Origin of the sequence: Nocardioides albertanoniae (genome assembly GCF_006716315.1) — a bacterium.
In the GTDB taxonomy this organism is placed as follows: Bacteria; Actinomycetota; Actinomycetes; order Propionibacteriales; family Nocardioidaceae; genus Nocardioides; species Nocardioides albertanoniae.
The window spans coordinates 3,852,930-3,872,725 of the sequence record NZ_VFOV01000001.1 but is presented as its reverse complement, the minus strand read 5'-3'; the positions used below and the strand labels follow the sequence as shown (position 1 = coordinate 3,872,725).

Annotated in this window: 21 protein-coding genes, 1 pseudogene and 1 riboswitch; of the genes and pseudogenes, 15 read left to right on the top strand and 7 right to left on the bottom strand. The window is 69.7% G+C overall.

Annotation, left to right across the window (positions count from 1 at the left end; all coding sequences use genetic code 11):
• The first annotated feature begins 16 nt into the window (after positions 1 to 16).
• The 3 genes from FB381_RS18645 to FB381_RS18635 all read left to right on the top strand — a co-directional run bounded on the left by FB381_RS18645 (position 17) and on the right by FB381_RS18635 (position 1,354).
• Complete coding sequence (locus FB381_RS18645; RefSeq protein ID WP_141781663.1) at positions 17 to 610, top strand: inositol monophosphatase family protein; 594 nt, start codon at positions 17 to 19, stop codon at positions 608 to 610.
• Entirely contained in the window at positions 556 to 741 is a 186-nt protein-coding gene (locus FB381_RS24615; protein WP_141781662.1) for an inositol monophosphatase family protein, read from the top strand. The genes FB381_RS18645 and FB381_RS24615 overlap by 55 nt, the downstream gene beginning before the upstream one ends.
• Before the next feature lie 64 nt (positions 742 to 805).
• Entirely contained in the window at positions 806 to 1,354 is a 549-nt protein-coding gene (locus tag FB381_RS18635) for a GNAT family N-acetyltransferase (protein WP_141781661.1), read from the top strand.
• A gap of 111 nt (positions 1,355 to 1,465) precedes the next feature.
• Here FB381_RS18635 and FB381_RS18630 read toward each other — a convergent pair whose 3' ends face one another.
• On the bottom strand, positions 1,466 to 3,154 hold the full coding sequence (locus FB381_RS18630) for a fumarate hydratase (RefSeq protein ID WP_141781660.1): 1,689 nt from the start codon (positions 3,152 to 3,154) through the stop codon (positions 1,466 to 1,468).
• A 99-nt stretch (positions 3,155 to 3,253) separates the two neighbouring features.
• On the opposite strand from FB381_RS18630, the gene FB381_RS18625 reads away from it, so the two are divergent.
• The 12 genes and pseudogenes from FB381_RS18625 (at position 3,254) to FB381_RS18570 (ending at position 14,306) form a co-directional block, all read left to right on the top strand.
• Entirely contained in the window at positions 3,254 to 3,832 is a 579-nt protein-coding gene (locus tag FB381_RS18625) for a carboxymuconolactone decarboxylase family protein (RefSeq protein WP_141781659.1), read from the top strand.
• A 13-nt stretch (positions 3,833 to 3,845) separates the two neighbouring features.
• Positions 3,846 to 3,955, top strand: a riboswitch (TPP riboswitch).
• Positions 3,951 to 4,553: a thiamine phosphate synthase gene (locus FB381_RS18620; protein ID WP_211352489.1), complete on the top strand. Its 603-nt coding sequence runs from the start codon at positions 3,951 to 3,953 to the stop codon at positions 4,551 to 4,553. It overlaps the preceding riboswitch by 5 nt.
• 11 nt (positions 4,554 to 4,564) lie before the next feature.
• Positions 4,565 to 5,491 (top strand): annotated as a pseudogene (locus FB381_RS18615) (FAD-dependent oxidoreductase); the annotation flags it as partial.
• A gap of 113 nt (positions 5,492 to 5,604) precedes the next feature.
• Entirely contained in the window at positions 5,605 to 5,805 is a 201-nt protein-coding gene (thiS, locus tag FB381_RS18610) for a sulfur carrier protein ThiS (RefSeq protein ID WP_141781657.1), read from the top strand.
• Positions 5,802 to 6,578, top strand: a complete 777-nt coding sequence (locus FB381_RS18605) for a thiazole synthase (RefSeq protein ID WP_141781656.1) — start codon at positions 5,802 to 5,804, stop codon at positions 6,576 to 6,578. The genes thiS and FB381_RS18605 overlap by 4 nt, the downstream gene beginning before the upstream one ends.
• A 53-nt stretch (positions 6,579 to 6,631) precedes the next feature.
• The gene (locus tag FB381_RS18600) at positions 6,632 to 7,306 is read left to right on the top strand and encodes a thiamine phosphate synthase (protein ID WP_141781655.1); all 675 of its coding nucleotides are present in this window, start codon (positions 6,632 to 6,634) and stop codon (positions 7,304 to 7,306) included.
• Positions 7,303 to 8,100, top strand: a complete 798-nt coding sequence (thiD, locus tag FB381_RS18595) for a bifunctional hydroxymethylpyrimidine kinase/phosphomethylpyrimidine kinase (protein WP_141781654.1) — start codon at positions 7,303 to 7,305, stop codon at positions 8,098 to 8,100. Before FB381_RS18600 ends, thiD begins: the two co-directional genes overlap by 4 nt.
• Positions 8,097 to 9,767, top strand: a complete 1,671-nt coding sequence (gene thiC / locus FB381_RS18590) for a phosphomethylpyrimidine synthase ThiC (RefSeq protein ID WP_141781653.1) — start codon at positions 8,097 to 8,099, stop codon at positions 9,765 to 9,767. The genes thiD and thiC overlap by 4 nt, the downstream gene beginning before the upstream one ends.
• 76 nt (positions 9,768 to 9,843) lie before the next feature.
• On the top strand, positions 9,844 to 10,527 hold the full coding sequence (locus FB381_RS18585) for a DUF1707 SHOCT-like domain-containing protein (protein WP_141781652.1): 684 nt from the start codon (positions 9,844 to 9,846) through the stop codon (positions 10,525 to 10,527).
• Positions 10,528 to 10,594: 67 nt separating this feature from the next.
• Positions 10,595 to 11,281: a DUF1707 SHOCT-like domain-containing protein gene (locus FB381_RS18580; RefSeq protein ID WP_141781651.1), complete on the top strand. Its 687-nt coding sequence runs from the start codon at positions 10,595 to 10,597 to the stop codon at positions 11,279 to 11,281.
• A 135-nt stretch (positions 11,282 to 11,416) separates the two neighbouring features.
• Positions 11,417 to 13,126, top strand: a complete 1,710-nt coding sequence (locus tag FB381_RS18575; protein WP_141781650.1) for a sulfatase-like hydrolase/transferase — start codon at positions 11,417 to 11,419, stop codon at positions 13,124 to 13,126.
• A gap of 103 nt (positions 13,127 to 13,229) precedes the next feature.
• The gene (locus FB381_RS18570) at positions 13,230 to 14,306 is read left to right on the top strand and encodes an ABC transporter ATP-binding protein (RefSeq protein WP_141781649.1); all 1,077 of its coding nucleotides are present in this window, start codon (positions 13,230 to 13,232) and stop codon (positions 14,304 to 14,306) included.
• 1 nt (position 14,307) lies between these two features.
• Here FB381_RS18570 and FB381_RS18565 read toward each other — a convergent pair whose 3' ends face one another.
• From FB381_RS18565 to FB381_RS18540, 6 genes are all read right to left on the bottom strand, one after another.
• Positions 14,308 to 15,297, bottom strand: coding sequence for a cytochrome c oxidase assembly protein (locus FB381_RS18565; protein ID WP_141782875.1), 990 nt, complete (start codon positions 15,295 to 15,297; stop codon positions 14,308 to 14,310).
• Between the two features lie 34 nt (positions 15,298 to 15,331).
• On the bottom strand, positions 15,332 to 15,997 hold the full coding sequence (locus FB381_RS18560) for a TetR/AcrR family transcriptional regulator (protein ID WP_141781648.1): 666 nt from the start codon (positions 15,995 to 15,997) through the stop codon (positions 15,332 to 15,334).
• Between the two features lie 48 nt (positions 15,998 to 16,045).
• Positions 16,046 to 16,981 carry an alpha/beta fold hydrolase gene (locus FB381_RS18555; protein WP_141781647.1) on the bottom strand — a complete coding sequence of 312 codons (936 nt, stop codon included), beginning with the start codon at positions 16,979 to 16,981 and terminating at the stop codon, positions 16,046 to 16,048.
• 149 nt (positions 16,982 to 17,130) lie between these two features.
• On the bottom strand, positions 17,131 to 18,150 hold the full coding sequence (glpX, locus tag FB381_RS18550; protein WP_141781646.1) for a class II fructose-bisphosphatase: 1,020 nt from the start codon (positions 18,148 to 18,150) through the stop codon (positions 17,131 to 17,133).
• A gap of 92 nt (positions 18,151 to 18,242) precedes the next feature.
• The gene (locus tag FB381_RS18545; protein WP_141781645.1) at positions 18,243 to 18,938 is read right to left on the bottom strand and encodes an ATP-binding cassette domain-containing protein; all 696 of its coding nucleotides are present in this window, start codon (positions 18,936 to 18,938) and stop codon (positions 18,243 to 18,245) included.
• 40 nt (positions 18,939 to 18,978) lie between these two features.
• Complete coding sequence (locus tag FB381_RS18540; protein ID WP_141781644.1) at positions 18,979 to 19,740, bottom strand: ABC transporter permease; 762 nt, start codon at positions 19,738 to 19,740, stop codon at positions 18,979 to 18,981.
• Positions 19,741 to 19,796: the final 56 nt, after the last annotated feature.

Here is a 19,796-nt window from a genome sequence, read left to right as displayed (position 1 = left end):
CCCCAGGTTCCGTGCGCTGAGGGCCGAGGACGTATGGGAGAAGTCCCCTGGTGAGGTGGTCACCATTGCCGACCAGGAGTGCGAGAAGGCCCTCTCCGCCAGCTTGTGCGCCGCGGTTCCAGGAAGTGTCGTGATCGGGGAAGAAGCCGCTGCCGAGGACCCGGCGCTGCTCCGTCACCTGTCCGGCGAGCAGCCCGTGTGGCTGCTCGACCCGCTCGACGGCACTGGCGCCTTCGCATCTGGTTCCCAGGATTACGGAGTAATGGCCGCGTTGGTGGTCGACAGCGAGACAGTGCTTGCAGTCATCCACCAGCCCGAGCACTCCCGGACCTTCGTTGCGGAACATGGGGCCGGCGCGTACGAGACCGAATCAGGGGAACGCCTCGTGGTGCCGCGTTCTACGAGCAGCCTCGACGGCGCAGTCATGAAGCGATTCCTACCAGCCGACGTCCGCGCCGTGATTGAGCAGAATGAGCATCGGTTCGCGACCTTGGTGCCGCAGGCGACGGCCGCCAGCATCGAGTCCCCGCACTCACACGAGGCGTCGGCGACTTCATGCTGTACTGGCGCACCATGCCGTGGGATCACGCCCCCGGTGCCCTCCTGCTGAGGGAGGCGGGAGGAGTCGCGGCCCGTCTGGACGGCGCTACGTATGACCCGACAGACCGGCGTGAAGGGCTCTTGGTGGCGGGCAGCCCTGAGGCATGGCGGGCAGCGAAGTCGGCGCTCGGACTCGGATGACACTCATCGCGATGCGCAGATAACCGGGTGCCGTCGGCCGCGGTTGAGTGGCAGCATCGTGCCCATGTCGCTGCCCACTCCCACGCTGATCACGGCCAGGCTGAGACTGCGGCCGTTCCTGGACTCGGATGTGGAGGAGCTCTTCGCGCTGCAGAGCGATGCTGAGGTGTTGCGCTACTGGGACTCGCCGCCGTGGACGGAGCGGTCACGGGCGGATCGGTTCATCGCGCGGTCTCATGAGATGGCGGCGGAGGGTAGTGGGGCGCGGGTCGTGGTCGAACGGGCTAACGATGCCGCGTTTCTCGGCTGGTGCACGCTGAATTCGTGGAACCCCGACTTCCGCAGCGCCTCGTTGGGCTACTGCCTCGGGAAGGCTGCCTGGGGACAGGGTTATGCGACCGAGGCCGCGGGGGCGCTGCTGGGATGGGCGTTCGAGGCGCTTGACCTCAATCGGGTGCAGGCCGAGGCCGACACCCGCAATGCTGCATCGGGCCGGGTGCTGGAGAAGCTCGGGTTCAGGCTGGAGGGCACATTGCGCGAGGACTGCGTCGTCGACGGCGTCGTCTCCGACTCGTGGGTCTTCGGGCTGCTCAGGCGAGAGTGGCGGCCGTAGCGCCTGTGGATAACCCCTGCGACACGCCGGGTGTCAGCGTGTCGCACGGGTCGTCAGGCGTACTCGTGGCCTGTCGGTCTGTGGGATACCCGGTCGACCGGGTATCCCACATCAGCGCTCCTTCGACCGCACCCTGATCCCGGTGAGGGGGATCGTGGTGGTGCCCGAGGGGTCGGTGAAGAAGTCGTTGCCCTCGCCGTCGACGACGATGAAGGCGGGGAAGTTCTCGACCTCGATCTTCCAGACGGCCTCCATGCCGAGCTCGGGGTATTCGAGCACCTCGACCGACTTGATGCAGTCCTGTGCGAGTCGGGCGGCGGGGCCGCCGATGGAGCCGAGGTAGAAGCCGCCGTAGGTGCCGCAGGCGTCGGCGACGACCTTGGAGCGGTTGCCCTTGGCGAGCATGACCATGGAGCCGCCGGCGGCCTGGAACTGCTCGACGTAGGAGTCCATCCGGCCGGCGGTGGTCGGGCCGAAGGAGCCTGACGCCATGCCCTCAGGGGTCTTGGCGGGGCCGGCGTAGTAGACCGGGTGGTCCTTCAAATAGGACGGCATCTCCTCGCCGGCGTCGAGGCGCTCCTTGATCTTGGCGTGCGCGATGTCGCGGGCCACGACCATGGGGCCGGTCAGCGAGAGGCGGGTCTTGATCGGGTGCTGCGAAAGCGTCGCCAGGATCTCCGACATGGGCTGGTTCAGGTCGATCGAGACGACCTCGCCGGCCGCGATTTCCTCGGCCATCCCGGCATCGGGCATGTACTGTGCCGGGTCGGTCTCGAGCTGCTCGAGGAAGACGCCGTCGCGGGTGATCTTGCCGAGCGCCTGCCGGTCGGCGGAGCAGGAGACGGCGATCGCCACGGGACACGAGGCGCCGTGGCGGGGGAGCCGCACGACGCGTACGTCGTGGCAGAAGTACTTGCCGCCGAACTGAGCCCCGATCCCGAACGACTGGGTCAGCTCGAAGACCTTCTCCTCGAGCTCGGTGTCGCGGAAGCCGTGGGCCGACATCGAGCCCTCGGTCGGCAGGTTGTCGAGGTAGTGCGCCGAGGCGTACTTCGCGGTCTTCAGCGCGAACTCCGCCGAGGTGCCGCCGATGACGACGGCGAGGTGGTACGGCGGGCAGGCCGCGGTGCCGAGCGAGCGGATCTTCTCGTCGAGGTAGGTCAGGATCCGGTCGGGGTTGAGGATCGCCTTGGTCTCCTGGAACAGGAACGACTTGTTGGCGCTGCCGCCGCCCTTGGCCATGAAGAGGAACTTGTACTCCGGCCCGTTCTCGCCCTCGGTGGTCGAGTAGATCTCGACCTGTGCGGGCAGGTTGGAGCCGGTGTTCTTCTCCTCGTACGTGGTCAGTGGCGCCAGCTGGGAGTAGCGGAGGTTGAGGTTGGTGTAGGCGTCGTAGACACCGCGCGAGACGGTCTCGGCGTCGTCGGAGCCGGTCAGCACGCCCTCGGACTTCTTGCCCATCACGATCGCGGTGCCGGTGTCCTGGCACATCGGCAGGATCCCGCCGGCGGAGATGTTGACGTTCTTGAGCAGGTCGAGCGCGACGAAGCGGTCGTTGCCGGAGGCCTCGGGGTCGTCGATGATCTTGCGCAGCTGCGCCAGGTGGGCGGGGCGGAGATACTGGTTGATGTCCTTCATCGCCTCCGCGGACAGCGCGCGGATCGCCTCGGGGTCGACACGCAGGAACTTGCGCCCGTCGACCTCGATCTCCTCCACCCCCTCGGTGGTGAGCAACCGATAAGGGGTCTCGTCCTTACCGGTCGGGAGGAGGTCGGAGTACCGGAACTCAACGTCAGCCACGGAACCGAATCGTACGCCGCCCGGGATGTCACAGATGGCGCGCGTCCCTCGTCTCGGTATCGAGCGCCCCACCACAGGGGCCGGATATCAGGAGGAGAGATGACTGCGACCCGGATTGCGCCGGCCGAGATCACCGGTTTCAAGGGGATGCTGATCAAGCGGTTCGCCAAGAAGATGCTGGGCCAGGTGCCGTCCTCGGTGGGCGTCTACTGGCACAACCAGAAGGTGCTGACGGGGATGTCGACCCTCGGCTCCAAGGTGAAGAAGTGGGACGCCAGCGACGAGCAGCTGAAGTCGTTCGCGCACATGGCTGTCGCCTCGGCGGTGGGGTGCAGCTGGTGCCTCGACTTCAACTACTTCGAGGCGCACAACCAGGGGCTCGACACGGTCAAGGCCCGGGAGGTGCCGCGCTGGCGCGTCTCCGAGGTGTTCACGCCGCTGGAGCGGGACGTGATGGCATACGCCGAGGAGATGAGCCGGGCCGAGCCGGCCGTCACCGACGAGATGGTGTCCGGGCTGGTCGCGCAGCTGGGCGAGGCGGCGGTGATCGAGCTGACCGCGGTCATCGCGTTCGCCAACTTCTCCACCCGCGCCAACGTGGCTCTGGGCATCGAGTCCGACGGCTTCGCGGAGGCTTGTCAGCTCAAGCCCCTCGCGCAGGTTGGTGGCAGCCGCTAGGGTGAGTTGCGAAACCTGACCACACGGGAGTCCGCGGCAGCGGGCTGAGAGGGAGCTGGAGCCGCTCCGACCGTCGCACCTGATCCGGATCATGCCGGCGAAGGAAGTGAAAGCTTTGTTGCTCCCCCGTATTTTCGCTCTGGTCTCCGCGACCGACGACCTCACGCTCCTGCCCGCCTTCGCCGAGCTCGGGATCGATGGGTTCCAGGTGCGCGACAAGACCGCGACGACCCGTGAGCTGCTGGCGCTGACGGCGTCGGTGATCGAGCGCGTCGAGGCGTACGCCGCGTGCGTGATCGTCGACGACCGGCTCGACGTGGCGCTCGCGGCCGGTGCGGCCGGCGTCCACCTGGGTGCCTCCGACCTGCCGGTGGCCGATGCTCGGCGGATCGCCGACGCGGCCTCTCCGGGGCTGGTCGTCGGGGCGACGTGCCGCGACCGCGCTGCGGTCGAGGCGGCCGCGGCCGACGGTGCCGACTACGCCGGCTTCGGGCCGGTCTTCGCCACCTCGTCGAAGGCCGGGCTTCCCGACCCGCTGGGCGTCTCCGCGGTCAGCGACGCTGCCGGAGTGCTCCCGTTGATCGCGATCGGCGGGATCTCGGCATCGTCCGCGGCGGAGGTGCGCGCCGCCGGCGCCCACGGGGTCGCCGTGATCGGCGGGCTCTGGCGACCACCCGACCCGTTGCTGGCCGCGAAGGAGCTCGTGGAAGCGGTCGGCTGATGCGGGCGCGGATCCTCGGCGCCGGGATCGTCGGGCTCTCGGTGGCCGACGAGCTGATCCGTCGTGGGCACGACGTCGAGGTGGTCGATCCGGCCCCGGGGTCGGGGGCCTCGTACGCCGCGGCCGGCATGCTCAGCCCGGCCGGTGAGGCCTGGCACGGGGAAGAGACCCTGACCCGGCTCGGCCTGGCGTCGCTCGCGCTCTGGCCGGAGTTCGCTCGGCGGCTCGGGGTCTCCGTGCACACCCGCGGCACGCTGCTGGCCGGAGTCGACGCCGGCGACGTTCAGCAGGTCGAGAGACAGCTGGCGGTGCTCGACCTCGCCGGGGTCGCCCACGAGCGGCTGGGGCGGCGGGAGCTGCTCGCTCGGGAGCCGGGGCTCGGCCGCATCGCTGGTGGGGCGTTCCTCTCGGACGACCATTCGGTCGACCCACGTGCGGTCGTTGCCGCGCTGCTCGATCGGGTCGGTGACCGTGTCGGTCCCGAGCGCCGTCCCGTCGGTCGAGCCGTGAGCGCTGGCGAGCGTGTCGAGACCAACACAGCCGCTGAGGTGACCGTCATCGCCACGGGCGCGAATCTCCCCGGGCCGTACGCACGTCTCATCCGGCCGGTGCGCGGCGACGTCGTGCGCGTTCGGACCCAGGAGCCGGTCGAGCGGACGGTGCGTGCGTGGGTGCACGGCGAGCAGGTCTACGTGGTGCCGAGGGTCGAGAGCGACGAGATGGTCATCGGCGCCACCTCCGAGGAGCGCGACGGGCCGTTGCTGCCGAGCGTCGAAGGCGTCTGGCGGCTGCTCGACCTGGCGCGCCGGGTGGTGCCCTCGCTCGACCGGGCGAGCGTGGTCGAGGTGACCTCGCGCGACCGGCCGGGCACGGCCGACAACCTCCCGCTGGTCGGGCCGACCCATGAGCCCGGGGTCGTGCTGGCCGCAGGAGCGTTCCGCAACGGGATCCTGCTGGCGCCGCTCATCGCACAGCAGGTCGCCGACCACGTCGAGACAGGTTCGGTGGAGCCCGCGGTGGATCCGCGTCGGTTCCGGATGAAGGAGGACGGATGAAGATCACCGTGAACAGCGAGCCGATGGAGGTCAGCGGCACGGTCGCCGACCTGCTCGAGGCCAGGACCGGTGACCGGCGACCGAGCGGGATCGCGGTCGCCGTCCACGAGGAGATCGTGCCCCGCGACGACTGGGTGCGATGGCCGCTTCAGGACGGCGACGTCGTCGAGATCGTGACGGCGGTGCAGGGCGGATGACGACACCTTCGACCGGCCTCACGATCGCCGGACGCGAGCTCTCCTCCCGCCTCTTCCTCGGCACCGGCGGCCTGCCCAACCTGGCGCTGCTCCCCGCTGTCATCGAAGCGGCCGAGCCGGGGCTGGTGACGGTCTCGATGCGGCGTACGTCCTCGACGGCGACCGGAGGACTGCTCGAGAAGGTGCGTGAGTCGGGCGTCCCGATCCTGCCCAACACCGCCGGCTGCCTCTCGGCGCGCGAGGCGGTGCTGACCGCCGAGCTCGCCCGGGAGGCGCTCGAGACCGACTGGGTGAAGCTGGAGGTGATCGGTGACGAGACCTCGCTGCTGCCCGACGCCGTCGAGCTCGTCGAGGCTGCCGAGCAACTGGTGCGCAAGGGCTTCACCGTCCTTCCGTACGCCACCGACGACCCCGTCCTCGCCCGTCGCCTCGAGGACGCCGGCTGCGCGGCGGTGATGCCGCTCGGGTCGCCGATCGGGTCGGGGCTCGGGATCTTGAACCCGCACGCCATCGAGGCTCTCGTGGCCGCCGTCGACGTGCCGGTCGTGCTCGATGCCGGCGTCGGGACCGCCTCCGACGCGGCCCTGGCGCTCGAGCTCGGCTGCTCCGCGGTGCTCGCCGCGACCGCGGTGACCCGCGCCGACGCCCCTGTCCAGATGGCCCGGGCCCTCCGGCTCGCCGTCGAGGCCGGCCTTGCCGCCCGCGGCGCCGGCCGGATCCCACGCCAAGCCGTCGCCCGGGCGTCCTCGCCGATGGAAGGCCGGATCGCATGAACACCCCACGACGTCCTCGCTCCGCTCCGGGCGCCGCGGGGACCCCGAACAGCATGAACACCCCACGACGTCCTCGCTCCGCTCCGGGCGCGGACCTGACGCTGCCGCGACTGCTGGTCCTCACCGACCGATCGCAGCTGCGCCTCGGCCGTGGGCTGCTCCCGACGCTGGCCGAGTGTGCCGAGGCCGGTCTGACCCACGTCGTGCTCCGCGAGCTCGACGAGCCCGCCGAGCAGCGCGCCAGGCTGGCCGAGCTGATCGCTGCGCTCGGTCTGAACGTCATCGCTGCCCGCACACCTCTGCCTGCTGCAGTGGGTGTGCACCTTCCCGCCTCCGCGAGCTGTAACACGTCGTTCGATGGACTACTCGCCCCATCAGAACGACCGGATAGTCCGTGTAACAGCGTGTTACACCTCGGCCGCAGCTGCCACAGCTCCGCCGAGGTCGCTCGAGCGGCCGAGGAGGGGTTCGACTACGCGATGCTGAGCCCCTACGCGCTGACCGAGTCCAAGCCCGGGTACGGGCCGCCGCTGGGACCGGGCGCGTTCCGGGAGCTTCCGCTGCCGACGTACGCACTCGGTGGGATCACCCCGGACAACGCCGCCGAGGCCGTCGACGCAGGTGCCCATGGGGTTTCCGTGATGGGCGCGGTGATGCGGGCGGAGGAGCCGGGTCAGGTCGTGCGCGATCTGCTCGCCGCCCTCGCCATCCCGAAGGTGGCTCCATGAACCCGCCGGTCGCGCTCACCATCGCGGGCACCGACTCCGGGGGAGCGGCGGGCACGGCGGCGGACCTGGCCACGTTCGCCGCGCTCGGGGTGCATGGCGCCTGCGTGATCACCGCTGTGACCGCCCAGGACACGACCGACGTCAGCGACATCCATCCGATCCCGGTCGCCACCCTCGAGGCACAGCTCCACGCGGTCTTCGACGATCTCCCCGTCGCGGCGGTCAAGACCGGCATGCTCGGCAGCGCCGAGGCGGTCGAGCTGGTCGCGCGCCTGTGCGCCGGCCGCCCGCTCGTCGTCGACCCCGTCCTCGTCGCCACCTCCGGTGCGGTGCTCGGCGGCGAGGACGTACGCCGCGCCTACCTCGACCACCTCCTCCCCGTCGCCACCGTCGTCACTCCCAACCTCGACGAGGCCCGGGCGCTGCTCGGCCACGACGGCTCGCCGGAGGAGCTCGCGGTTGCCCTCGCCGGCGTTCGCGGCCCGACCAGCGGGCGCGCCGTGATCGTCACCGGCGGCGACCCGGCCGCGACCGGCGAGTGCACCGACTGGCTCGCCGAGCCGGGCAAGCCGGCCGTCCCGATCAGCCACCCCGCCGTGCCCACGAGCAACGACCACGGCACCGGCTGCACCTACAGCTCGGCCCTGGCCGCACACCTCGCCCGCGGCGCACCCCTACGAGAAGCGGCGGAGCAGGCCGCCGCGTACGTCACCCGACAGCTCGCCATCAGCCAGTCCTGGACTCTCGGCCGCGGCCGAGGACCGATCGCCCACACCATCGGAGGAACACGATGACCGTCCACCCCGCCCACACCCGCCTCGAGCTCGGCGACCTCAAGGTCCCGGTGACCCGGGTCGCGCTGACCAACGGCGAGACCTTCGACCGCTACTGCACCGAGGGCCCGGGCTCGCTCCCGGAGCAGGGCCTCCCGCCGCGCCGCGACGAGTGGATCGACGAGCGAGGCGACACCGAGACCTACGGCGGCCGGGAGGCAGATCTGCGCGACAACGGCAAGGCAGCCGTGCGCCGCGGAGCCGCCAGCGACGAGTGGCAGGGCGAGCGCCGCCGGCCACGCCGCGGCACCAACATCTCGCAGATGCACTATGCGAGGAAGGGCATCATCACCAAGGAGATGGCCTACGTCGCCGTGCGCGAGAGCTGCAGCCCCGAGCTCGTCCGCGACGAGGTGGCGGCGGGCCGCGCGATCATCCCCAACAACGTCAACCACCCCGAGTCGGAGCCGATGATCATCGGCAAGCGGTTCCTGGTGAAGATCAACGCCAACATCGGCAACTCCGCCGTGACCAGCTCGATCGCCGAGGAGGTCGACAAGCTCACCCACGCCATCACCTGGGGTGCCGACACGGTGATGGACCTGAGCACCGGCGACGACATCCACACCACCCGCGAGTGGATCCTGCGCAACAGCCCGGTCCCGATCGGCACCGTCCCGATCTATCAGGCCCTGGAGAAGGTCAACGGCGAGGCCGACAAGCTCACCTGGGAGATCTTCCGCGACACCGTCATCGAGCAGGCCGAGCAGGGCGTCGACTACATGACGATCCACGCCGGCGTACTCCTGCGCTACGTCCCGCTCACCGCCGACCGCGTCACCGGCATCGTGTCTCGAGGCGGCTCGATCATGGCCGGCTGGTGCCTCGCGCACCACGAGGAGAGCTTCCTCTACACCCACTTCGACGAGCTGTGCGAGATCTTCAAGCAGTACGACGTCGCCTTCTCCCTCGGCGACGGCCTCCGCCCGGGCTCCACCGCCGACGCCAACGACGAGGCCCAGCTCTCCGAGCTCCGCACCCTCGCCGAGCTCACCGAGCGCGCCTGGGAGCACGACGTACAGGTCATGGTCGAGGGCCCCGGCCACGTGCCGCTCAACCTGGTGAAGGAGAACGTCGACCTGCAGCAGGAGTGGTGCCACGGCGCGCCGTTCTACACGCTGGGCCCGCTCGCGACCGACATCGCGCCGGGCTACGACCACATCACCTCCGCGATCGGCGCGGCCACGATCGCGATGCACGGCACCGCGATGCTCTGCTACGTCACCCCGAAGGAGCACCTCGGCCTGCCGGACCGCGACGACGTGAAGACCGGCGTGATCACCTACAAGCTCGCCGCCCACGCCGCCGACATCGCGAAGGGCCACCCCGGTGCCCGTGACCACGACGACGCGCTGTCCAAGGCCCGCTTCGAGTTCCGCTGGCGCGACCAGTTCGCGCTCTCGCTGGATCCCGTCACCGCGGAGAGCTTCCACGACGAGACCCTGCCGGCGGAGGGCGCCAAGACCGCCCACTTCTGCTCGATGTGCGGCCCGAAGTTCTGCTCGATGAAGATCAGCCAGGACGTACGCGACCGGTTCGGCGGTCTCGACCCGGAGACCGGGATGAAGGAGAAGAGCGAGGAGTTCCTCGAGCTCGGGGCCAGCGTCTACGTGGAGGCGCAGCCCTGATCCACCGATCGGTGGATGGGGGATCAGGGATGAACCCGAGAGACGGGTTCCCCCTGCGCCGATAGCATGCGGGATCATGGGACTCCCCGAACCGCACCCCGAGCAGGAGCGCCGAGCCGACCTGCGCATCAGCGACGCCGACCGCCACGAGGTGGCCGACATCCTGCGCGAGGCCGCGGGGGAGGGGCGCCTGGAGATCGACGAGCTCGAGGAGCGGCTCGAGGAGACCTACAAGGCCAAGACGTACGCAGACCTGGAGCCGATCACGCGCGACCTCCCGGGCGCGCGGCGGGCGCCGACACTGCCGGTGGGCTCGGCGCCCGCCGGCACCCCGGGGGCTGCGGTGCCCGTGGTCTACGGCCAGGGAGACCAGGCCGGCAACGCGAGCGCGATCCTGAGCAGCGTCGAGCGCAAGGGCGTGTGGATGGTGCCCGAGCAGCTCTCGGTCAACGCGGTGCTGGGCGATGCCAACATCGATCTGCGAGAGGCGCACTACTCCGCCCGTGAGGTGGTCATCAACGCCGTCTCGTTCCTGGGTAGCGTGAAGGTCACGGTGCCGCCCAACGTGCACGTGGTCGTGGAGGCCAACGGCATCCTCGGCGAGGTCAAGGAGCCCTCGAGCAAGGTGCCGGAGGTGCTCACCGCCGACTCCCCGGTGGTGCGGATCCGCGGCACCGCGGTGCTGGGCGACGTGACCGTGAAGCGACGCGGTCCGCGCGGCCCGAAACGTACGCTGCGGCAACATCTCGGCCTCGAATGATGCTCAGGTCGCGTCGCCGCAGGGATTGGCGAGGCGAATCGCCGAGGTGACCACTAGCATTCGCCTCATGGGAACGACGCCTGAGCCTTACCGGGGCCAGACTCCTGATCCGAGCCTTCGGGTCAGCGATGCCGACCGCCACAAGGTAGCCGACATCCTGCGTGAGGCCGCCGGTGAGGGACGTCTCGAGATCGACGAGCTCGACGAGCGTCTGGACGCGACCTTCAAGGCGAAGACGTACGCCGATCTGATCCCGATCACCGTCGACCTGCCCGCGACCGGCACCCCGGTGCCGCCCGCCTCGCTGAGCAAGTCTGCCGCCGGGAGCGATCTGGCGATCTTCGCGGCCACTCCGATCGAGAGCCAGCTGTTCGTGGCGATCATGAGCGGGGTCGACCGGCGCGGGGTGTGGACGGTGCCCGCGACCGGCAACGTGATCGCCCTGATGGGCGGCGCCGAGCTCGACCTGCGCCAGGCGCAGTTCTCCGCGCAGGAGACCGTGATCTACGCCAACGCGATCATGGGAGGGGTCAACATCACCGTCGGCCCCGAGGTCCAGGTCGTGATGCAGGGTGTCGGGATCATGGGTGGCTATGTCGGTCCGCGCGGGATCGAGCCGACCGGTGGCCCGGTGCTGCGGGTCAAAGGGTTGGCGCTGATGGGTGGCGTCAACGTGTTCCGCAAGCCGTTGAAGGGTGCGAAGGGCTCGCGGCACCTGCGGGTGCGGATGCGACCGCCGCACGAGCTTCCCTGAGCAGCATCCCGGGCGACACCCGCGGGTGAACGCCGGTCCGCTCTGCGGACCGATCTTGGCGTGCCCGGAGCCGAAGCACTACTCTCGGCCGAACACGTTATTGTGTAGTTAGATAATAGACAAAGGAGTCTCGGGATGAAGTCGAAGTGGAGCCTGGTGCTGGGCGTCGCGCTCGCCGCCGTGGTGACCCTCGTCGCCGGGGTGCTGGTCGTCGGTCCGACGACCACCGCCGCAGAGTCCGCCGAGCAGGCTGCGCCCGAGGAGGCGGCCGCGCTGGCCGCCACGCCCGACAAGCGCCCCAACATCGTCTTCATCCTGATGGACGACTTCTCCCTGGAGCTGCTCCGCACGATGCCTGAGGCCACCAAGATGGCCGCCGAGGGTGCGACCTACCAGAACTCCTTCGTCATCGACTCGCTCTGCTGCCCCTCCCGGGCGGCGCTGCTGACCGGGCAGACCCCGCACCACACCAAGGTGCTCACCAACACCGAGAACGACCCCGCGCACCCGGTCGGCGGCTGGTCGGCGTTCCAGCGCTATGGCAACGTCGAGAAGCAGTTCAGCCTCGGCCTGCAGGAGGCCGGCTACACGACCGGTTTCGTGGGGAAGTACATCAACGCCTACGAGGCCACCAACGGCGCCGACGGCAAGCGGGTCCCGCCGCCCAAGGTGCCCGGCTGGGACTCGTGGAACGCGCTCCTCGGCGGCGCCTACGGCGGCTGGGGTTACCAGAGCACGTTCCTCGACGGCAACGGGGACGTGCGGCTGCGCAGCCACCCGCAGCCCCCGCGGAGCGCCTCCGCGCAGGAGAAGGATGCTGCGTACGCCACCAACGTGACGCGCGACTACGCCCTCGACTTCATGGGCAAGCACCGCGACGACAAGAATCCCTACTTCCTCGAGATCGCCGCCTACGGCCCCCACTCGCGTCTCGGTCACCACTACCCGGGTCTGAAGACGTGGTTCCCGCCGGCGTTCGCGGACCAGGCGCCTGCCGGCGACCCGACCGGGGGCAACTGCGGCCGCATCAAGTGCGCCGACCTGTCGCTGAACGACCTGGCCGGCTACGGCGACGACCGCTCCGACAACGTGCCGACCTACCTCGGTCGCGGCGGACGTACGTCGCAGGCTCCTGCCTGGCGCACCAACAAGATCTCGCTCAGCGACGAGACGGCACTCAGCCAATACCGTGACCGAGCCCGGATGGTGCAGTCGATCGACCGGATGATCACCCAGGTGCGCGAGGCCGCCGGCGACGACACCTACGTCGTGCTCTCCTCCGACAACGGGTTCCACCTCGGCCAGCACCAGCTCAACGGCGGCAAGGGCGCTCCGTACGACTCCGACACCCGGGTGCCGATGGTCGTCGTCGGGCCCGACGTGAAGCCGGGCAAGCGCGAGCAGTTCGTCAACAACATCGACCTCGCGCCGACCTTCCTCGACATCGCCGGTGCGTCGGTGCCGCGGCACGTCTCCGGCAGCTCCTTCGCCGACTCCCTGGGGCGACCGAAGGTGCCGGGCGGGCGGTATGCCTTCTTCGAGCACACCTACGCCAAGTCTCATCCCGGCGAGGTCGACCTCGACAAGGGCTCGGGCGGCACGATCGACATCATCCCGTCCTACATCGCCGTGCGTAGCGCCAAGGGGCTCCTGGTGCGCTTCGACCTCGACACGTCGTGGAAGGGCACCGACTACGCCTACGAGCTCTACCGCTACGACCGGCCCTGGGAGGATCGCAACGTCTTCGCCGAGGACCACGCGAAGCCGTATGCCCGCGACCTGATGCGCCGGCTGAACCGTTACGACGGCTGTGCCCCGGCTGTGTGCCGGGCTTTGACTCGCTGATTGCGAAACTGGGCTATGGTGTCTCCGCCGAGGAAATGTGTCCTCGGTCACTTCACAACGGATCGTCCGGCACGTACCTGCCGGTGAAGGAGACAACGGAATCATGGCAACAGTCAGTTTTGAGAAGGCGCAGCGGTGGTATGCCGGCGCCAACGAGCCCGCGGTCAAGGGCATCGACCTCGAGATCAAGGACGGCGAGTTCATGGTGCTCGTCGGTCCCTCCGGATGCGGCAAGACCACCACCCTGCGCATGCTCGCCGGGCTGGAGGAGGTCAACTCCGGCTCCATCAAGATCGGTGACCGCGACGTCACCAACGTGGCCCCCAAGGACCGCGACATCGCGATGGTCTTCCAGAACTACGCGCTCTACCCGCACATGAGCGTCGCCGAGAACATGGCGTTCTCGCTGAAGATGGCCAAGGTGCCGAAGGCGGAGCGCGACAAGCTCGTCGCCGAGGCCGCCAAGACCCTCGGTCTGACCGACTTCCTCGACCGCAAGCCGAAGGCGCTCTCCGGTGGTCAGCGCCAGCGCGTCGCGATGGGCCGCGCGATCGTCCGCCAGCCGCAGGTCTTCTGCATGGACGAGCCGCTCTCCAACCTCGACGCCAAGATGCGCGTGCAGACCCGCACCGACATCGCCAAGCTGCAGGCCGACCTCGGCATCACCACCGTCTACGTCACCCACGACCAGGTCGAGGCGATGACGATGGGCGACCGCGTCGCGGTGATGAGCAACGGCGAGCTGCAGCAGGTCGACACCCCGCTCAAGCTCTACCGCAAGCCGGTCAACCTCTTCGTCGCCGGCTTCATCGGCTCCCCGCAGATGAACCTGCTCAAGGCCACCGCCGCCGACGGCGGCGCCAAGATCGGCGACTACGTCGTGCCGATCGGTGCCACCACCAACCTGCCCAAGGAGATCACCGTCGGTGTGCGCCCGGAGAGCTTCCGGATCATCGGCAAGGGCGACGGCGGGCTGCCGGTGAAGGTGACCGTGGTGGAGGAGCTCGGCTCCGACTCCTACATCTACGGCACCAGCGACGTCGAGGGTGTCCCCTCGACCCTGATCGTGCGCGTCTCGTCCAAGGACCAGATCGCCAAGGGCGACACGATCTACGTCACCACCGACCCCGAGGACGTGCACGTCTTCGACACCGAGTCGGGTCTGCGGGTCAACGACTAGATCAATGCTGCTGGTTCATCCGGGCCAGCATCGCGTTGTAGGCATCGAGGGCCTCGTCGCTGTCGGGATCGACCGATCCCGGCTCGGCGGGGCCCTTGCCCTTCTCGGCGGCAGCGCCGCGGCTGCTCGCCTCGCTGAGCTGGTTGCTGCGTACGCCGTCGAGGAATCGGCCGGTCATCTTGGTGCGCCGCTCGGCCGAGCTGACGACGGCGATGACCAGGCCGATGGCGATCAGCATCATGCCGCCGTCGCCGCCGGCCCACATCAGGCCGCCGGCGGTCTGGATGTCCTTGACCGCTTCCGGTGCCCACTCGGGCCGGGCGGCGGAGTAGATCGGGTAGAGGTCGTGGTTGGTCTGCAGCATCACGATGCCGACGATGGTGTCGGGCACCATGCCGAGCACGAGGAGCGCGATCCGGCCGAGGTAGGGCAGGTCGGGGCGCACCTTCTCCTCGCCGATGGTGCCGGTGAGGAAGAGGAAGCCGGCCAGCACGTAGGCCGCCTGCTCGCCGACCATCAACGGGGTGCTCTGGGCCATCGAGTCCATGAACCCCGACAGGTGGGTGCCGATGATGACGAACGAGTAGAGCAGCATCCCCGTGGCCGGGTGGACCAGGATCGTGACCGGGAGCGAGCGCATCGCCCGCTCGGCGCGCGGACCGGTCTCGGCGATGACGGTGAGCGGGTGGCCGAGCACCAGGAGAGCGGGCACGATCATGATCAGCGTCAGGTGGAGCACCATGTGCATCCACGCCAGCGCCATCGCGTAGCCGTTGATCGCCGAGGCGACCACGACGTACATCAGGACCAGGCCGGTCAGGAACGACGCCACTCGCCAGCCCTTGACCGTGGTGGCCGGGCCGGCGGCGTTGCGCAGCGTGAGGTAGCCCGCGCCGAGGATGACCACGGCGAGCAGCCAACCGGGCTGGAGACTCCAGGTGGTGAAGAACTCGGACCAGCCGAGTGCGGGCAGCGAGCCGTGGTCGTGCATGGTGCTCACGGTATCTCCGCGGTGTCGCCGAAGGTTATTTCGGGCGTGCGCCGGGATCGATCAGCGGCACCAGGAGGAGCCGGGCCAGTGCGCGCAGCTGCTCGTCGTCGTCGATGTCGACGACGGTGCTCGGGGTGACCAGGAACGAGGTCGAGGTGCGCACCATCAGCTCGGCGACGAGGTCGGCGTCCACGTCGGCGGGTACGTTGCCGGCGCGCTGCTCCCGGCGCAGCTGGCCGGCGACGAACCCGGCGATGGTGGCCAGCGTGCGGCCGCCGTCGCCCACGATCGAGTGCACCAGCGAGTCGGTCTCGAGGGCCAGGAGGCCGCCGATCAGTGGGTTGCCGCGGGTCGCCCGCATGGCGCTGGCGAAGCCGATCTCGACGCGCTCGGCCGCGTCGGCGGCATCGGCGATGTCGTTCACGAACTGGTCGAAGTAGGCCCTGAACTCGCGGCGTACGACCTGCTGGACGAGGTCGTCCTTGTTGGCGAAGCGTCGATAGATCGTGATCCGGGAGACGCCGGCCCGCTTGGCGACGCCGTCCATCGTGGTGCGCTTGATGCCGACCTGTCGGAACTGCTCGGAGGCGGCGTCGAGAAGCTTCGCGGTCACGGCTTCGTCCTCGATCGGCTCTGCGACGTCGGCGAGAGCACGGGCGAACAGCGAGCCGGGCTCATCCTCCGGAGCCGTGGTGTGCACCTCGAGTCCCCCTGTTCCGTCGGCCCGCGCGAACCGCTGCCACGGATGTTACACGGGTGCCGCTCCTGTATCCCGGCGCGTCGTGGCGCGATCGGCGGTGCGGCGGACGATCTTGATGAACGCCGGCCACAGCGGCCTGGGCAGGTCGTGGCCCATGCCCTTGATCAGGGTGATCTCGGCGCCGGGCACGGCCGCCGCGGTCGCCCGGCCGCCGGAGACGTGGACCATCTTGTCGCTCAGCCCGTGGACGACGCTGAACGGGATGCCGAGCCCGCCGAGCTGCTCGGTGCGGTCGGGCTGGGTCAGGATCGCGAGCATCTGCCGTGCCACGGCGGCTGCGTCGACCCCGCGGTGCCAGGTGTCGATCGCCCGCTGGCGGATCTCGGCCGCAGGCTCGGGGAACCCTGGGGAGCCGATCTGGCGTCCGCCCTGGATCTGACGCTCGATGTAGCCCTCGAGCCCGGGCTTCTTGATGACCAACGACGGCAGCAGCGACGGGTGCTGGAATCCGACGTTGCGGCGGCCCGTTGTCGACATCGTCGAGCAGACCGACCGCACCCTGTCGGGGTGACGGATGGCGAGGGTCTGGGCGATCATCCCGCCCATCGACACGCCCCACACGTGGGCGGAGTCGATGCCGAGATGGGTCAGCAGCGCGGCCGCGTCATCGGCGAGGTCGTCGAGGACGTATGGCGAACGAGTCGGCAGCCCCACGAACGCCCGGGCCAGCCTCGCGAGCGTGATCCGCTCCTCGCTCGGGTGGGGCGAGGAGTGGCCGATGTCGCGGTTGTCGAACCGGATCACGTGGAAGCCGGCCTCGGCCAGCTGCCCGCACAGCTCGGTGTCCCACCACGTCATCGGCCCGCCCAGCCCCATGATCAGCAGCAGCGGATCCGCCTCAGGACTCCCGAAGGTCTCGTACGCCAGCTGGACCCCTCCGGGGAGGACGGCGATGGACTCGTTCGATTCGGCGGCGGTGGTCATGCGCCGATTTTACGTGACGCGGCCTGACGTCGCCGGCTGCGTGGATCTCGACCCGCCCGTCGTTCCGACTCGCGAGCTCGCCGAAACGGGGCTCGCTCGATCTCCTCGCGTTCGTCCCGCGAGCAAGCTCGCGGGACGAGGCTCCGACCTCAGAAGTGGATCGCGCTGTAGGCTTGGAGCTTGGCGAGCTGGTGCTCGGAGGTGACCTTGCGGATGGTGCCGGAGCGGCTGCGCATGACCAGGGAGTCGGTGACGACGGTGCCGTGGGGGAGATACTGCACGCCACGCATCAGGTCGCCGTCGGTGATGCCGGTGGCGACGAAGAAGCAGTCGTCGCCGGTGACGAGGTCGTCGGTGTGGAGCACGAAGTCGGGGTCGAGGTTGTGGCCGGCGTCGAGCGCGCGCTGGCGCTCCTCGTCGTCCTTGGGCCACAGGCGGCCCTGGATGGTGCCGCCCATGGCCTTCATCGCGCAGGCGGCGACGATGCCCTCGGGGGTGCCGCCGATGCCGAGCAGCAGGTCGGCGCCGCTGCCCGCGCGGGCGGCGGAGATGGCACCGGCGACGTCACCGTCGGTGATGAACTTGATGCGGGCGCCGGTCTCACGGATCTCTTCGACGAGCTTGTCGTGGCGGGGCCGGTCGAGCACGATCACGGTGACGTCGGAAGGCTTGGTGGCCTTGGCCTTGGCGACCGCTGCGATGTTCTCGGCGACCGGGAGCCGGATGTCGACCACGTCGGCGGCCTCGGGGCCGGTGATCAGCTTCTCCATGTAGAACACGGCGCTGGGGTCGTACATCGTGCCGCGCGGGGCGACCGCCATCACGGCGACCGCGTTGCTCATGCCCTTGGCGCACAGGGTGGTGCCGTCGATCGGGTCGACCGCGACGTCGCACTCCGGGCCGGTGCCGTCGCCGACCTCCTCGCCGTTGTAGAGCATGGGGGCGTTGTCCTTCTCGCCCTCGCCGATGACGACGACGCCGTTCATGGCGACCGTGGAGATCATCGTGCGCATCGCTTCGACCGCGACCCCGTCGGCGCCGTTCTTGTCGCCACGCCCCACCCAGCGGCCCGCGGCCATCGCTGCAGCCTCGGTGACCCGCACCAGCTCGAGGGCCAGGTTGCGGTCAGGAGCGGTGGGGGCGACGCTGAGCGGCTGGGTGTCGTTCATGGGGTCAATCTATCGGCCAGGGCCGGTGAGACCTCCGGGGTGTCACTGGAACGTTCCAGAGACGATCCTCACATCGATCCTCACATCGAGCCTCACATCGAACCGGAGACCAACCTCGTCGCGAACGCCGACTGCGGGTCGTCGAGCACCTGCTGGGCCGGACCCTGTTCGACGATGTGACCGGCCTCGAGCACCACCACGCGGTCGGCGAGAGCGCGCGCGTCGGCGGCATCGTGGGTGACGATGATCGCCGTCCTGTCCTCCAGCGCGTCGTGGAGGGTCTGACGCAGAGCCGGGCGTACGTCGACGTCGAGCGAGGCCATCGGCTCGTCGAGCAGGAGCAGCTCGGGCTCGGCGGCCAGAGCTCGCGCCACCGCCACCCGCTGCGCCTGGCCGCCGGAGATCTGCGACGGCTTGCGCGTCGCGAGGTCTGCCGCGCCGATCTGGTCGAGCTGCCGCGTGGCCAGCTCGTTGGCCTGCCGGCGGCGTACGCCTCGAGAGCGCGGCGCGAACGCGACGTTGGCCAGCACGGACATGTGCGGGAACAGGAGAGGGTCCTGGGCGAGCAGCGCGACCCCGCGGGCGTGCGGGGGAGTGGTGGCGAGGACGCGGTCGCCGAGGCGTACCTCTCCATCGTCGGGACGCAGGAGACCGGCGATCACGCCGAGAAGGCTCGACTTGCCGGCGCCGTTGGGTCCGGTGAGGGCGACCGTCTCACCTGCGGCCACGTCGAGGGTGACGTCGATACCGCGCTGGGCGATCACCGCCCGGAGGTGGAGCGCACTCACGCCGCCACCTCCGTCGCGCACGATCTTGTGGTTCGTGCTCTCACAGGGCCCTCCCCTGACGGGCGAAGCCGATCACGGCGACCGCGACGACCACCAGCACCAGGGAGAGCGCGACCGCGGCGTCGGGGTCGTCGACGCGGAGCAGGTAGACCTGCAGCGGCATCGTGCTGGTGACGCCGGGGAGGTTGCCCGCGAAGGTGATCGTGGCGCCGAACTCACCCAGGCAGCGGGCGAAGGCGAGCACCGAGCCGGAGAGCAGGCCCGGCCCGACCAGGGGGAGCGTGACCCGTCTGAAGACCGTGGTGGGGCGGGCGCCGAGGGTCGCCGCGACCGCCTCGTACCGGGTGCCGCTGGTGCGCAGGGCTCCCTCCAAGCTGATCACCAGGAACGGCAGTGCGACGAAGGTCTGCGCCATCACCACGGCGACAACGGTGAACGGGATCTGGATGCCGAACAGGTCGAGCGTCTGGCCCAGCAGGCCGCGGCGACCGAAGGTGTAGAGCAGCGCCAGGCCGCTGACGACCGGTGGCAGCACGAGCGGCAGCAGCACCAGGGAGCGCATCAGCCCCTGGCCCGGGAAGCTGGTGCGGGCGAGCACCGTCGAGAGAGGTACGCCGAGGAGGATGCACAACAGTGTGCTGGCGGCGGCGGTGCGCAGGCTCAGCCACAGCGCCTCGAGCGCGGACGGCGAGGTGATCAGCTCCGGGAGCTCCGCCAGGTCGACGCGCAGCACGATCGCGGCGAGCGGGACGAGGATGAACGCTGCGGCGATCGCCGCCGGGAACCACAGCCAGCGCGGCATCGCGACGGACGGACCGGCCCCCCGCTGCCGGTCCGTCCGCCTGGACGTCCCGAGAA

What these genes read in the sequence shown, in the direction of transcription:
- FB381_RS24615 (WP_141781662.1), top strand. Translation starts at nt 556, where the DNA reads ATGCTGTACTGGCGCACCATGCCGTGGGATCACGCCCCCGGTGCCCTC.
- FB381_RS18635 (WP_141781661.1), top strand. Translation starts at nt 806, where the DNA reads ATGTCGCTGCCCACTCCCACGCTGATCACGGCCAGGCTGAGACTGCGG.
- FB381_RS18570 (WP_141781649.1), top strand. Translation starts at nt 13,230, where the DNA reads ATGGCAACAGTCAGTTTTGAGAAGGCGCAGCGGTGGTATGCCGGCGCC.
- FB381_RS18575 (WP_141781650.1), top strand. Translation starts at nt 11,417, where the DNA reads ATGAAGTCGAAGTGGAGCCTGGTGCTGGGCGTCGCGCTCGCCGCCGTG.
- FB381_RS18540 (WP_141781644.1), bottom strand. Translation starts at nt 19,740, where the DNA reads ATGCCGCGCTGGCTGTGGTTCCCGGCGGCGATCGCCGCAGCGTTCATC.
- FB381_RS18565 (WP_141782875.1), bottom strand. Translation starts at nt 15,297, where the DNA reads ATGCACGACCACGGCTCGCTGCCCGCACTCGGCTGGTCCGAGTTCTTC.
- FB381_RS18600 (WP_141781655.1), top strand. Translation starts at nt 6,632, where the DNA reads ATGAACACCCCACGACGTCCTCGCTCCGCTCCGGGCGCGGACCTGACG.
- FB381_RS18555 (WP_141781647.1), bottom strand. Translation starts at nt 16,981, where the DNA reads ATGACCACCGCCGCCGAATCGAACGAGTCCATCGCCGTCCTCCCCGGA.
- thiD (WP_141781654.1), top strand. Translation starts at nt 7,303, where the DNA reads ATGAACCCGCCGGTCGCGCTCACCATCGCGGGCACCGACTCCGGGGGA.
- thiS (WP_141781657.1), top strand. Translation starts at nt 5,605, where the DNA reads ATGAAGATCACCGTGAACAGCGAGCCGATGGAGGTCAGCGGCACGGTC.
- glpX (WP_141781646.1), bottom strand. Translation starts at nt 18,150, where the DNA reads ATGAACGACACCCAGCCGCTCAGCGTCGCCCCCACCGCTCCTGACCGC.
- FB381_RS18585 (WP_141781652.1), top strand. Translation starts at nt 9,844, where the DNA reads ATGGGACTCCCCGAACCGCACCCCGAGCAGGAGCGCCGAGCCGACCTG.
- FB381_RS18605 (WP_141781656.1), top strand. Translation starts at nt 5,802, where the DNA reads ATGACGACACCTTCGACCGGCCTCACGATCGCCGGACGCGAGCTCTCC.
- thiC (WP_141781653.1), top strand. Translation starts at nt 8,097, where the DNA reads ATGACCGTCCACCCCGCCCACACCCGCCTCGAGCTCGGCGACCTCAAG.
- FB381_RS18625 (WP_141781659.1), top strand. Translation starts at nt 3,254, where the DNA reads ATGACTGCGACCCGGATTGCGCCGGCCGAGATCACCGGTTTCAAGGGG.
- FB381_RS18580 (WP_141781651.1), top strand. Translation starts at nt 10,595, where the DNA reads ATGGGAACGACGCCTGAGCCTTACCGGGGCCAGACTCCTGATCCGAGC.